Origin of the sequence: Pantoea allii (genome assembly GCF_046529425.1) — a bacterium.
Taxonomy (GTDB): Bacteria; Pseudomonadota; Gammaproteobacteria; order Enterobacterales; family Enterobacteriaceae; genus Pantoea; species Pantoea allii.
Genome location: NZ_CP125959.1, coordinates 244,330 through 257,267, shown reverse-complemented (window position 1 = coordinate 257,267; position 12,938 = coordinate 244,330). Strand labels below are relative to the sequence as shown.

At 53.9% G+C, this 12,938-nt stretch carries 13 protein-coding genes and 1 riboswitch; of the genes, 11 read left to right on the top strand and 2 right to left on the bottom strand.

What is annotated here, in order from left to right; genetic code table 11:
* Positions 1–467: 467 nt before the first annotated feature.
* Positions 468–1,838: an aldehyde dehydrogenase family protein gene (locus tag QNH99_RS22565; protein ID WP_410516512.1), complete on the top strand. Its 1,371-nt coding sequence runs from the start codon at positions 468–470 to the stop codon at positions 1,836–1,838.
* Positions 1,839–1,984: 146 nt separating this feature from the next.
* On the opposite strand, the gene zigA is transcribed toward QNH99_RS22565, so the two are convergent.
* Entirely contained in the window at positions 1,985–3,217 is a 1,233-nt protein-coding gene (gene zigA / locus QNH99_RS22560) for a zinc metallochaperone GTPase ZigA (RefSeq protein ID WP_283350404.1), read from the bottom strand.
* Positions 3,218–3,435: 218 nt separating this feature from the next.
* Here zigA and QNH99_RS22555 point away from each other — a divergent pair, with 218 nt between their 5' ends.
* From QNH99_RS22555 to QNH99_RS22540, 4 genes are read left to right on the top strand one after another with little or no spacing between them, the layout of a single operon-like run.
* A complete protein-coding gene (locus tag QNH99_RS22555; protein ID WP_256852843.1) occupies positions 3,436–4,962 on the top strand; it encodes an ABC transporter substrate-binding protein in 1,527 nt (508 codons plus the stop codon).
* The gene (locus tag QNH99_RS22550; protein WP_283355775.1) at positions 4,962–5,897 is read left to right on the top strand and encodes an ABC transporter permease; all 936 of its coding nucleotides are present in this window, start codon (positions 4,962–4,964) and stop codon (positions 5,895–5,897) included. Before QNH99_RS22555 ends, QNH99_RS22550 begins: the two co-directional genes overlap by 1 nt.
* Complete coding sequence (locus tag QNH99_RS22545) at positions 5,894–6,673, top strand: ABC transporter permease (protein WP_063877006.1); 780 nt, start codon at positions 5,894–5,896, stop codon at positions 6,671–6,673. Before QNH99_RS22550 ends, QNH99_RS22545 begins: the two co-directional genes overlap by 4 nt.
* Positions 6,670–8,100 (top strand): ABC transporter ATP-binding protein, encoded by a 1,431-nt coding sequence (locus QNH99_RS22540; RefSeq protein WP_283355774.1) that lies wholly within the window; start codon positions 6,670–6,672, stop codon positions 8,098–8,100. The genes QNH99_RS22545 and QNH99_RS22540 overlap by 4 nt, the downstream gene beginning before the upstream one ends.
* Before the next feature lie 22 nt (positions 8,101–8,122).
* Here the strand turns inward: QNH99_RS22540 and QNH99_RS22535 are convergent, their stop codons facing one another.
* A complete protein-coding gene (locus tag QNH99_RS22535; RefSeq protein WP_063877008.1) occupies positions 8,123–8,671 on the bottom strand; it encodes a helix-turn-helix domain-containing protein in 549 nt (182 codons plus the stop codon).
* Between the two features lie 100 nt (positions 8,672–8,771).
* Between QNH99_RS22535 and QNH99_RS22530 the strand changes: the two genes are divergently transcribed.
* The 6 genes from QNH99_RS22530 to QNH99_RS22505 all read left to right on the top strand — a co-directional run bounded on the left by QNH99_RS22530 (position 8,772) and on the right by QNH99_RS22505 (position 12,928).
* On the top strand, positions 8,772–9,437 hold the full coding sequence (locus tag QNH99_RS22530) for an AzlC family ABC transporter permease (RefSeq protein WP_283355773.1): 666 nt from the start codon (positions 8,772–8,774) through the stop codon (positions 9,435–9,437).
* Positions 9,434–9,754, top strand: a complete 321-nt coding sequence (locus QNH99_RS22525; protein WP_256852847.1) for an AzlD domain-containing protein — start codon at positions 9,434–9,436, stop codon at positions 9,752–9,754. The genes QNH99_RS22530 and QNH99_RS22525 overlap by 4 nt, the downstream gene beginning before the upstream one ends.
* A 58-nt stretch (positions 9,755–9,812) precedes the next feature.
* Positions 9,813–9,932, top strand: a riboswitch (TPP riboswitch).
* A gap of 136 nt (positions 9,933–10,068) precedes the next feature.
* Positions 10,069–11,001, top strand: a complete 933-nt coding sequence (locus QNH99_RS22520) for an FAD-dependent oxidoreductase (RefSeq protein ID WP_172896873.1) — start codon at positions 10,069–10,071, stop codon at positions 10,999–11,001.
* Positions 10,998–11,195 carry a sulfur carrier protein ThiS gene (gene thiS, locus QNH99_RS22515; protein ID WP_172896872.1) on the top strand — a complete coding sequence of 66 codons (198 nt, stop codon included), beginning with the start codon at positions 10,998–11,000 and terminating at the stop codon, positions 11,193–11,195. Before QNH99_RS22520 ends, thiS begins: the two co-directional genes overlap by 4 nt.
* A gap of 2 nt (positions 11,196–11,197) precedes the next feature.
* Positions 11,198–11,956 carry a thiazole synthase gene (locus QNH99_RS22510; RefSeq protein WP_096011687.1) on the top strand — a complete coding sequence of 253 codons (759 nt, stop codon included), beginning with the start codon at positions 11,198–11,200 and terminating at the stop codon, positions 11,954–11,956.
* A 9-nt stretch (positions 11,957–11,965) separates the two neighbouring features.
* On the top strand, positions 11,966–12,928 hold the full coding sequence (locus QNH99_RS22505; protein ID WP_172896871.1) for a HesA/MoeB/ThiF family protein: 963 nt from the start codon (positions 11,966–11,968) through the stop codon (positions 12,926–12,928).
* Positions 12,929–12,938: the final 10 nt, after the last annotated feature.

Genomic DNA, 12,938 nt, shown 5'->3' with positions numbered 1-12,938 from the left:
TCATTCTGTGGATGAAAAGGATCGTTTTCTGACTACAGTGAACATTAGCACTGATTATAGTGAACTTTCTACTGTGTGTAGTGAATAAAGTACTGATTACAGTGAATACTTTACTGATTACAGTGAATGACAACACCCTCTCAGCCCTTGTGTGGTGCGGCCTGCGGCGATCGGGGATCTCTTTGGATCTATAAGGGATCTCTTTATGATCGTTATATAGGAACTAATCACTGTATAAGTGGATAACTCAAAAAAACAGCCTCTCTGCGCACACCTTGCGAGTATCCTCACAGCCTTTTCTGAAAGCATAGCGAGAAAGTCGATCATAATGATTTTCTCAAAGGATCATTCTCTTTATAAATTCTTCTTTCATTTTTTATAAACAACTTGCTCACTATTATTCATTTTTCATCAGCATCATCCCAGCGTATGGTGATCGGGTCTCTTATTGATAAAGGATCAAGTCCATGACTGACTTTGCGATTTCACGTAATCCCACAACAGGCGAGATTCTTGCCCAATACCCAATGCAAAACGCTTCTGAACTGGAGCAAGCGCTAAATACCAGCGCAACGGCTTACAAAGAGTGGCGGCAAAGCAGCATGGCAACCCGTGTAAGCGTGCTTCGTCAACTGAGCCAACAGCTTCGTGAGCGCGAACCTGAACTGACACGGATGATTACTCTTGAAATGGGTAAGCCCGTTGCACAGGCGAGAGGAGAGATCCTGAAATGCGCGAACCTGTGTGACTGGTATGCGGAACATGGACCTGCAATGCTGGCAGACCAGCCTTCTCAGGTTCCTGATGCATGGCAGTCATTTCGTCCAATCGGCGTTATTCTGGCCGTTATGCCGTGGAATTTCCCTTTCTGGCAGGTTCTGCGCGGTGCGGTAGGCATGCTTCTTGCTGGCAATACCTACCTACTCAAACATGCCCCCAACGTCATGGGCAGCGCTACGCTGATGGCAGAATTGTTTGATGCGACTGACCTGCCAAAAGGCGGTTTTAATGTGATTAATGTTGATAACGAGGGTGTTTCAGCAGCAATCAAAGATGATCGCATCGCAGCTGTTGCTGTAACAGGTAGCGTCCGTGCCGGTGCAGCTATCGCAGCACAGGCAGGTGCGGCATTGAAAAAGACGGTGCTTGAGTTAGGGGGATCGGACCCTTTTATCGTGCTGGCCGATGCTGACCTTGATGAAGCCGTAAAATCGGCAGTAACAGGCCGCTATCAAAATACCGGACAGGTTTGCATGGCCGCTAAACGCTTTATTATCGAAGCATCCATCGCAGATGAGTTTGAAAAGCGTTTTGTTGACGCAGTCAAATCACTCAAAATTGGCGATCCCCTTGATGAACAGACTTTCATCGGTCCGATGGCACGAGCCGATCTGCGCGATGAGCTCGATGAGCAGGTCAAAGCCAGCTTGCGTGAAGGTGCACGTTTGGTATTAGGCGGCGAGAAAATAGCAGGGCAGGGCAATTATTACGCCCCAACCATCCTTGCGGATGTCACCAACGACATGACCGCTTTCAGACAAGAGCTGTTTGGTCCCGTGGCGGCAATTGCAGTGGCAAACGATGCTCAGCATGCGCTGGAAATCGCCAATAACAGCGATTTTGGGCTGAGTGCAACAGTCTGGACCGCTGATGAAGAGGTTGCCGCACGCATGAGTGATGAGCTGGAAGTGGGCGCAGTCTTTATTAACGGCAATGGCGCTTCCGATCCGCGCGTTACTATCGGTGGTGTCAAAAAGAGTGGCTACGGCCGCGAGCTGTCACACTTTGGCGTGCATGAGTTCTGTAATGTGCAGACAGTATGGAAAAACCGCCGTTAATGAGCCTTACTGAAGTTTGTTCTGCGGATTCACAGCTAAAACCGGCGCATCGTTGTGCGCCGGTTTATTCTGAAGGACTGCGCGACAGAATGATTTGACTGACTGTTCACCACAGCAGGTTATCTGAAGCGCCCCGGATCTGACCCTCAGGATTCCGCATCCTCAAACCAGCCCGGCATCGGATCGGAAAGCGTCACCCAGTATGCGGGCCCCTGAGCCATTTCCTGTGGTGTTAAGAGCGCGGCGTCAAGAGCACTACGCACCTGTTTTTCATCCATTTCTATACCGATAAATACGAGTTCTTGTCGGGCATCTCCAATACCATCCAGCCAGTTTTCTGCAATAAAATTAAGAGACTCAGTATCCTGAGGCCATTTCTCACGTGGAATGCTGGCCCACCAGCTTCCGGCATGTCCATGACGGGCAACCGCCCCTGCCTGTGACCACATTGCAGCAAATTCCGGACGGCTGGCCAGCCAGAAGTAGCCTTTGGAACGAATCACACCATCAAGCTGGTGGTTAACAGCATGCCAGAAACGTTCGGGGTGAAAGGGCCGCCTGGCGCGATAAACAAAACTACGAATACCATACTCTTCTGTTTCTGGTTGATGCTCGCCACGAAGTTCTCTTAGCCAGCCAGGTGCCTGCGCAGCCTGATCAAAGTCAAACAGCCCGGTATCCAGCACCTGATCAAGTGGGACGTTACCAAAATGGCTGGTGATGATATGCGCTCGCGGATTCAATGAATGCAACATTGCTTTAAGCGACTGTTGATCTTCCTCGCTGATCAGGTCTGTTTTATTGACGACCAGTACATCGCAAAATTCGATTTGATCAACCAGTAAATCTACGACAGACCGTTCATCCTCTTCGCCCAGGGATTCACCGCGCGCCTGCAGTGAGTCGACGGAACGATAATCACGAAGGAAGTTATAACCATCTACGACAGTAATCATCGTATCCAGTCGGGCAATACTGGATAAACTTTCACCGTCCTCATCGGCGAAGGTGAAGGTTTCTGCCACAGGAAGCGGTTCAGATATGCCGGTTGATTCAATGACCAGATGATCAAAACGACCTTCCTGCGCCAGCCGTTTGACCTCCAGCAGCAGATCTTCACGAAGTGTGCAGCATATGCAGCCATTACTCATCTCTACAAGCTTTTCATCGGTACGCGACAGCTCAGCACCGCCGTTGCGCACTAACGCCGCATCAATATTGACTTCAGACATGTCATTAACGATGACAGCAATACGTCGCCCCTCACGATTGTTAAGAATGTGGTTAAGAAGCGTGGTTTTACCTGCGCCGAGAAAACCCGACAGCACAGAAACCGGTAAACGAGAGTCCTGGAAGTCGGGGAGGGAATGGTGTGCCATGCGTTATCCTTCAAATCAGTTTTATATATAATGTTATAACATAACAAAATGAAGGTAATTTTCAACACTGTTTGTCAGGATGATTGAAACACATACTGGCAGCGAGAAGCGGAGCTGACTCGTTTCTAATCCCCCTGCGCTTTAATGGGTTTTGATTTTAAATGATATGTTATAACATTATGCATTCTGGGAAATATTATGTGGTAAACAGAAATATCATGACACAACTTAAAAGCCTGTTTTACAGCGCGATTGCGGGCCTGATAGTGGCTTCATTGAGTGCTTATGCTGACGAGACCAGACCGGTTCGAATTGCGGCCCCTTTCGAAATTAAAGGGACCGATCCTGCGCTTTCCGGTGATATTTTACTTCGCATGGATGTCGTTGAAACACTCGTGGAGACAGATATCAAAGGTGCGCCTGTTCCTGCGCTGGCAGAGAGCTGGGAGGCTTCTCCTGACGGTCTGCAATGGCGTTTCAGGCTGCGGGCGAACGCGCACTTTCACGATGGATCTCTGGTCACCGCTGAAAGTGTCGTAAAATCACTGAATATCGCCCGCAGTAAGCCGGGTTTACTGGATAAAGCCCCAATAACATCGATCGTCGGCGAAGACAGACAGGTCACCATTACGCTCAGTGAACCCTTTACGCCGCTCCTGGCGGTACTGGCGGAAAGCCGTTCACAAATTCTGGCGCTGGCATCATGGGATAACGCAAACGCCGTCACGCGCATCATTGGTAGCGGTCCTTTCCAGTTAGTCCGTTTCCAACCGCCTCAGACGCTGAGCGTAAAAAGATTTGAGGGATACTGGGGGAATAAACCCGCCATTGTTAACGCTGAATTTTTATCCGCAGGACGTGCAGAAACCCGCGCACTGTTAGCCGAAAGCGGAGACGCCGATTATGTTTTTAACCTTGATGCAGCCAGTCGCCAACGCCTGTCACAAAAAAAATCCCTGCAACTTCTTACCGTTTCCGTTCCGCGGACGGTCATGCTCAAACTGAACCTGGCTCATCCTTTTCTCAAAGAGCAAACCACGCGAGAGGCGTTAAGCCTGGCGATTAATCGTCGCGCACTGGCCAATGCGATATTGCGCTATCCCGGTGCGGCAACACAGATGTTTCCGCCTTCAATGGCGGAATGGCACAATCCCGCATTACCGGCCCTGGATTTCTCACCACAGCGCGCAACAGCATTACTCACACAATCAGGCTGGAAGCCCGGCCAGGATGGGATTCTGGTGCGCGACGGGCAGCGGTTTACGCTCACGCTGTTAACCTATCCGGATCGCCCGGAACTGCCGTTAATCGCCATAGTGATCCAACAGCAACTGCGTCAGACTGGAATTGATGTCGTCATCAATTCAACCAACTCCAGTGAAATCCCTGCCCGTCATCATGACGGGAGCCTGCAGATGGCGCTGTTCGCCCGTAATTTTGCCTTAACACCCGATCCCACCGGTACGCTGCTTCAGGATTACGGCACCCAGGGCGGTGACTGGGGCGCGATGAACTGGCATGACAAGGCCTTTGGTGAGGCGCTCAGTACGCTATCACGCCGTTATGATGTTGCGATGAGGCAAAAGGCCAGAGAGGTCATTACTTCGGCTTTACAGCGTGATTTGCCTGTGATCCCCATCGCCTGGTATCAGCAGTCGGCAGCGGTCAATGTCAATCTTACCTCGGTCACGCTTGATCCCTTTGAACGCCATTTCGGTCTGCGTGATATGAGATGGGTGAAGTGATGCTTAAACAACTCAGCTGGCGCCTGTGCCAGGCCGCTTTTGTCGTTCTCGCCGTCGGCATTTTAACCTTCGTTCTGGTGCAGGCGTTACCAGGTGATATGGCCTGGCGCATTGCATCGGGGCGTTATGGTTATGATCGGGTCGATCTGGCCGCCGTCGCCAAAGTACAACAGCAACTGGCGGATATCACTGCTCAGGGAAATGCACTGTGGCAATGGCTGTGGGATCTGCTGCGCTTCAATTTTGGTCATTCACTGGTATCGGGTGAGCCGGTAAGCAACGAACTGGCCTGGCAATTAAAACAAACGCTTGCGCTTGCCGGCTTCTCCCTGTTGCTGACGTTGTTGCTGGCTATACCGATTGGTCTCTGGGCGGGCTGCCATCCAGGCGGCTTTTTGGACCGGCTCATTAACTGGCTGGCAGCCATACTCAAATCGATTCCACATTTTGCGTTGGGCCTGCTGCTTGTCGTGTTGTTTGCGCTGCGCCTGGGCTGGCTGCCCAGTGCAGGGCAGGGAGAGTGGCGACATTTCATCCTGCCCTCAATGACCCTGGCGTTGTCACTGAGTGCCGTGGGCGCACGTGTGGTACGTGAGGCAACGCATCAGGCCGTCACCGCAACCTGGTATCGCTGGGGGGCACAGAAAGGACTGTCTGGCTCGCGTCTGTTCTGGCGGCACGGTCTACGCAACCTCAGCGTGCCGGTCGTGACCTGGCTCGGCATGCAGTTTGTCTGGTTGGTGGAAGGTGTAGTGGTGGTCGAAACGCTGTTCGCCTGGCCGGGTATTGGCCATGCACTGGTGCATGCGATTTTTGCCCGGGACGTGCCCGTAATTCAGGCCTGTGCGCTGGTACTGGGGCTGACATTTGTCACTTTAAATATGCTTGTCGATGGCTTGTGTTACGTACTGGACCCAAGGGGGAAACGCGCATGACCTACCGTCAAAAAACGGGTCTGACTCTCCTCCTGTTGTTGCTCGCGTTCGCCTGGCTGGTGCCACTGTTGAGTTCCGGGGACCCCGTGCAACAGGACCTGCTGCAGATGTTACAGCTTCCCACTGGAGAGGCCTGGCTGGGTTATGACCACCTTGGTCGTTCAATGCTGGCCCGTTTAAGCGCGGCGCTTCGTCTGTCGCTGGGGCTGGCGGCGATGTGCGTCATTACGGCACTGACGATGGGCACCCTGGCGGGGATCATCAGTGCCTGGCACGGTGGCTGGGTTGACCGGATATGCAATGCGTTAGCGGATATGTGCCTGGCGCTTCCCGGTCTGTTGCTGGTGTTGCTGTTAGCCGCTATCGCGCCAGACTCGCCAGGCATGTTGTGGCTCGGTATTTCACTGGTACTGTGGGTGGAGTTTTTCCGTGTGACGCGAGCCGCCTTGCGGCCCGTCGTTACGTCTCCGGCAGTCCAGTCCTCTTTACTGCTTGGTTTCTCGATGGTCTATCTGTTGCGCAGACACTTGTGGCCAGCAATGGCGCCTTTGCTGCTGACATTAACGGTGTATGCGTTTAGCAATGCCATTATGGCGGTGTCCGCATTGGGATTCATCAGCGTGGGCGTACGACCGCCAACGCCAGAGCTGGGACTGATGATGACAGAACTCTTTCCCTATGCCTGGGAAGCCCCCTGGCTTTTACTGCAGCCTGTAATGGCGCTTTTTATCGTATTGATCGGCCTGAATTTATTGGTGAACAAGGAGCGTATATGACTGGCATGGTGATAAAACAGGTCGCCGTTTACGCCGAACACTGCATCGTCGAGCCTGTGAGCATGGTCATTCAACCAGGCAGGCCCATGACGCTGGTCGGGGAAACCGGATCGGGGAAAAGCTTATTCGCCCAGGCCATCATGGGCGCATTACCTCAGGGGCTGTACGCAAAAGGCATCGTTGAGATCGACGGGCAACACTATGATCTCCAAACCGATTTGCTTCATCTTCGGGCGCTGTGGGGACACCGCATTGCATCACTGCCGCAGGAACCCTGGCTCGCGCTCGATCCGACGATGCGCGTTAATGCTCAGGTTGAAGAAGGTTACCGTTACGTACGGGGTTTACCGCGTCATGACGCCCAGCAGTCCACTGCAGAAGCGCTCGATCATCTGGGTCTTACGCAGGCCTCAGCGCGTTTTCCCTGGCAGCTTTCAGGCGGAATGGCCCAGCGCGTTTGTTTTGCGGCGGCTCGTGCTGGTGGGGCCACGATGTTGATTGCAGACGAACCCACTAAAGGGCTGGACGTCGCACGACGGGATGAAATAGGTCGCCTGTTGAACACGGCGGTTGCTCGGGGCGAAACCTTATTGACGATCACGCACGACATTGCACTGGCCAGGCAGCTGGCTGGCGATGTCATGGTGATGCATAAAGGCCAGGTCATTGAGCAGGGCAGTGCCAGGCGGGTGCTGAGCAGGCCACAAGAGCGTTACACGCAACAGTTGCTGGCGGCGGAACCGCAGGCCTGGGCGACAGGCTTGCGGGTGCCCTGTGATGAAACCGTCGTGTTACAGTCAGAAGGCCTTTCGCTGAAACGTTCAGGAAAAAGGCTGTTTCACGATGCGGCTTTAACCTTTCGGGCCGGTGAAATCGTAGGGCTTTACGGCGAAAGCGGCTGTGGTAAAAGTAGCCTGGGAGATACGCTGTGTGGTCTGATAAAACCGGATGCAGGCAGAGTCATACGGCCCGGCAATATCAGTAAGTTACGTTACCAAAAACTGTATCAGGATCCCTCAGCCATTTTTCCACCTGACGTGTCGATGGCACAGGTTATCGATGATGTGCTGCGTCTGCACCACGCCACGGTTCAGCGACGTGATGAACTGATGGTGCAACTGGCATTAGCGCATGATTTGCTGAGCCGCCCGGCTTCTGGTTTGTCAGGTGGCGAGCTTCAGCGTTTTTCCCTGCTGCGGGTCATGCTACTGGACCCTGTCTTTTTATTTGCCGATGAGCCGACGTCGCGTCTGGACCCGCTTGTTCAGCAGCAGACGCTGGCGCTACTTACCGGGCTGGCAACAAAGCAGCGTTGTGCCATTTTGCTGGTCAGCCATGACCTCGCCTTACTGGAGAAGAGCGCGCATCGAGTCATCTCACTGGCTTCCCTCAGACAGGGTTCCGCAGTCATGACAGCGCATGGGTAAACGAAGGCAGGGAAGCCTGCCTTCACACGTGCTCCATGACCAACACCGCCAGCGTGTCGGGCTCAAGCGCGCGGAAAATATGCTCACTGTCGCCCGGATAACTGATGTAATCGCCCACCGCCAGTTCAACCGGTGAATCGACCGGACCCACCAGCGCACGCCCTTGGGTTAAAATTAAATGTTCAATGGTATTGGGCGAATGCGGCTGTGAGCAGCGTTCACTACCGGGCTGGATGTGCAACAAATAGATATCCCGTCGAGCGCCTGGTGGGCAGGTTGCCAACAGCACCGCTTTATAGTCAGCCTGCTCGGCGGCCACCGCTGGACCTTCGCCGCGGCGAATAACCTGCAGGCGATTCGCTTCCGGCTCCATCAGGCGGGCAAAAGGAATATTCAACGCCACACACAGTGACCACAATGTTTCAATGCCGGGATTGCCATTACCGGCTTCAAGCTGAGACAGGGTCGATTTTGCAATACCTGCGCGACGTGCCACCTCAGCGAGCGTCAGGCCAGTACGCTGACGTTCTCTCACTAAGCTATTGGCAATGATGTTAATGGGCGTACTCATCATTCATCCTGTTCATTAAAACGAACGTATCGTTCATCTTGTAATACATGTTGGATGTTCATTATAATGGATAAAACGTTCGATATGGGATTTGATTTTGATGCCGGCAAAAAAAACGACGCTCGATAAGGGCGTGATTAAAGCGATTTTTCTGGTCTGTATCGCAGATGGGATTGTAGGCCTGTCTTATGGTTCTCTTGCTACTGCGGATGGCTTTCCGTTTTGGGTGCCACTGGCGTTATCGACTCTCGTACTGGCTGGTGCATCAGAATTCTTATTTATTTGCATCGTGGCAGGCGGTGGCAGCCCGTTGACTGCGGCAGCGGCGGGCCTGCTGGTTAACGCACGCCATCTCCCCTTCGGTATTGCTGTTAAAGATTTGGTGGTTCAGGGCTGGCGAGGCCTGCTCGGCTGTCACATCATGAACGATGAAAGTGTGGTATTTGGCATCTCTCAGCCAACACTGGCCCAGCGCCGCAGTGCCTTTTGGCTTTGTGGCATCGGTATTGGATTGATCTGGCCATTTAGCGTGATGCTTGGGGCTGCGATTGGTCAGTTTATCCCGAGTATTTCCGCTATCGGTCTGGATGCCGTTTTCCCCGCCATTCTTATCGCCCTGATTTTCCCGGCGCTACGTAAACCCCGCACCTCTATCCCTGCGACGACAGGTGCGCTGGTGTCGCTGGTGGTCACGCCATTTGTTCCCGCAGGTATGCCGGTTCTGTTTTCCCTGTTAGGGCTGCTGACGTGGAGATCGCGTAAATGAATCACCCGATAATTATTGCAGGAATTGCACTGCTGGCCGCCGGGACCTATGCCATTCGCTATGCCGGCGTCAAACTGGGTAACAGGTTGCCTGTCAGTGAACGGACGCAGCATATGCTATCTGATGCGGCAACCGTGCTGTTACTGGCCGTAGCGGCCACCACCACCCTGTTTGAAGGCCAGCATTTTGCCGGGATGGCAAGGTTGTTGGGTGTGTCGTTTGCCCTTTTTCTTGCCTGGCGTAAAGCCCCGCTTATCGTGATTATTTTGGGCGCGGCCTGTATGACCGCCTTGCTGCGTTATCTGAATGTGCCTTAGACGCTGATGACAAATTGTTACGTCAGCCTTGACGTAAGACGCAGCTTAAAATACAACTAGAACCCGTCAGGGGAGTCTCGCCAAAGAGACTGAGAGGCTAATAGCGCAATGCGCGGCTTAGCGACCCTTAGAACCTGACCCAGTTGATACTGGCGTAGGAAGACGGGTATCTTCGCCCAGTGCAGATACTTGCCGCAGAGCCTGCTTTTACTGTGCTCATGCTTTTTCCCTTCTCGTATCACGGGTCTCTGATTTAAAAGAGAGGCCAATGTGAAAATCCTGTTTCTGATTTTACGCTGTCAGGTTGGCTGGCAATGAGCCGCTGGTCGGTGCTGGGCAGTGGTGTGTCCGGGCTGTGCATTGCTACGTTACTGGCGGAGCGCGGCGAAAATGTCGAAATCATCACGTTACCCGATTGCCGGGCGGCTTCCCACTGGGCTGGCGGCATGCTGGCCCCCTGGTGCGAAGCGGAAAGTGCGCCGCAGCAGGTGGTGGACTGGGGCCAGCATGCCGCTGCATGGTGGTCGGCCCGCATCAGCGGCGTTGAACAAAAGGGCACGCTGGTGATTGCGCCGCCGCGCGATCGTGCTGAATTAACCCGTTTTGCGAACATGACGTCTGAACATCAGTGGGTGATGCCTGCAGAGATCGAACCCGCGCTGGAAAACCGTTTTGCGCGTGGACTATTTTTCGCTGCAGAAGCCCATCTTGATCCCCGTCTGGCAATGCAACAGTTACAAACGCGCTTAATCAATGCTGGCGTGAATTTTCACAGCGGTAAACCCAGTGGGAACGTTATTGATTGCCGTGGTATCCATGCCCAGGAATCCCTGCCGGCACTCCGCGCCGTACGCGGTGAAATGGTCATCCTGCAGACGAATGAGATAACGTTCTCCCGGCCGGTTCGCCTTCTGCACCCGCGCTTTCCCTGTTATCTGGTACCTCGAGCGCAAGGGCATTTTATGCTCGGCGCGACCATGGTCGAAAGCCAGGATGACAGCCCGATCAGCGCGCGCGCAATGATGGAACTGTTGAGCGCTGCTTACAGCATCCATCCTGCCCTTGCCGAAGCACGCATCATTGAAAGCGGTACGGGTTTGCGTCCGGCTTACTCTCATAATCTGCCCGATGTTCGTTATGAAAACGGCATTTTTTCCATCAACGGTATGTATCGTCACGGCTTCTTATTGGCCCCGATGATGGCCGAGAAGCTTATGCAACAACTTACGTCAGAGGGAATGCGATGAAAATAGAACTGAACGGCCTTGCTATTGAGACTCAGGCCCGGACGCTGGCTGAATTGTTGGCGGAACAGGATATTGATGCGGACTGTGTCGCCAGCGCGCTTAACGGCACCTTTATTCCCCGGGAACGCTATTCCTCCCAACCGCTTGAGGCCGGTTGTCGTCTGGAAGTGTTATCACCGATGCAGGGAGGTTAACGATGTTTTACGACTATAGCGGGCAGTCACGTTTTTTACTGGGCACGGCGGGTTATCCCTCGCCAGATATTTTGCAACAGGCCGTCAGCGCATCGGGCGCAGACATTATTACAGTCAGTTTACGTCGTGAAGGAAGCCAGGGCGGCGCATTTCGCGACCTTCTGAAAACGCTGAATAAACGCGTATTACCGAACACGGCAGGCTGTCATACGGTTAAAGAAGCCGTTACCACTGCACATATGGCGCGGGAGTTGTTCGCCACGTCGTGGATCAAACTTGAAGTGATTGGTCATGCCGACACCTTGCAGCCCGATCCTTTTGCCCTGGTTGAAGCGGCGCGTATTTTGTGTGCCGAGGGTTTTCATGTTTTTCCCTACACCACAGAAGACCTGATTGTTGGCGAGAAACTGCTGGATGCCGGCTGTGAAGTGCTGATGCCATGGGGCGCGCCCATCGGTTCCGGGCAGGGATTACGCAATATTGAGGGCTTACGCACGATGCGTGCCTGGTTTAAAGACGTTCCGCTGATTATTGACGCCGGGATCGGTGCGCCGAGTCAGGCGGCCCAGGCGATGGAATTAGGTTTCGACGCTGTGTTACTGAATACCGCCGTCGCGAAATCCAGCGATCCGGTGCGTATGGCTGGTGCCTTTGCTGGTGCCATCGACGCGGGACATCAGGCACGTCAGGCAGGGATGATGGAACGCCGCGACATGGCGGCGGCGTCCACGCCCATTTTCGGGCTGGCCCAGTTCAGCTAAGGAGCGGTGATGTCGCGTTATCAACGACAGACAATGCTGCCAGACGTCGGGGAGCAAGGGCAGCAGGCCCTGTCAGCTGCGCGTGTCTTAGTGGTCGGTGCAGGTGGGCTGGCTTCCATGCTGCTGCCACTGCTGGCTGGCGCTGGCATCGGTTATATCCGGCTTTATGACGATGATGTTGTGGCGCTGCATAATCTGCATCGTCAGACGCTGTTTACCACGGCCGACATTGGCGAGCCGAAGGTTTTTTGCGCGCAACGCGCGCTGGCACAGCGTAACCCGGATACGGTTGTTGAAGTATATCCTGTGGCGTTGCGCGCCAGCATTGTTGAGGCGGCAATGACGGATATCGATCTGGTGGTCGATGCAGCGGATAACTTCGCGGTGACTTACCTGCTTTCCGATATTTGCTTTGCCCGAGGTGTTCCGCTGGTTTGCGCCTCGGTGCTGGGGCGACAGGGCTATGCTGGCGGATTTTGCGGCGGTGCGCCAAGCTATCGCGCACTGTTTCCACACTTACCCAAAGCCTCAGGCAACTGCAACACTGCAGGCGTTTTGGGTCCGGCAGTTGCCACCTTAGGTGCTTTACAGGCGCAGATGGCACTCAGTATCCTGTTGAACTTGTCGCCTTCACCATTGGGTTGCATGATTAATTGTGATTTTGTGTCCTGGCAACTGCGTCAGTTCCGATTCGACAATGCGCCCGAACCTGAAAAAGCCGGAATTCCGTTTATCGATTCGGCCCTGTTGACCCCAAACGACTGTGTGGTTGATTTACGCGGGACCGACGAAGCGCCTGTTAGCGTCATTCCCGATGTGACGCGGATATTGCCCCAGCATATTGCCCGCTGGCAGCCGCCCGCGGACAAACGCATTGTTCTGGTCTGTGCCAGTGGCATTCGTGCCGCCCAGGCTGCTCTGGCTCTGGAAGCGCGCGGCTGTCAGCGGCTGGCAATCATTGCAGACCGATAACACAGACGAA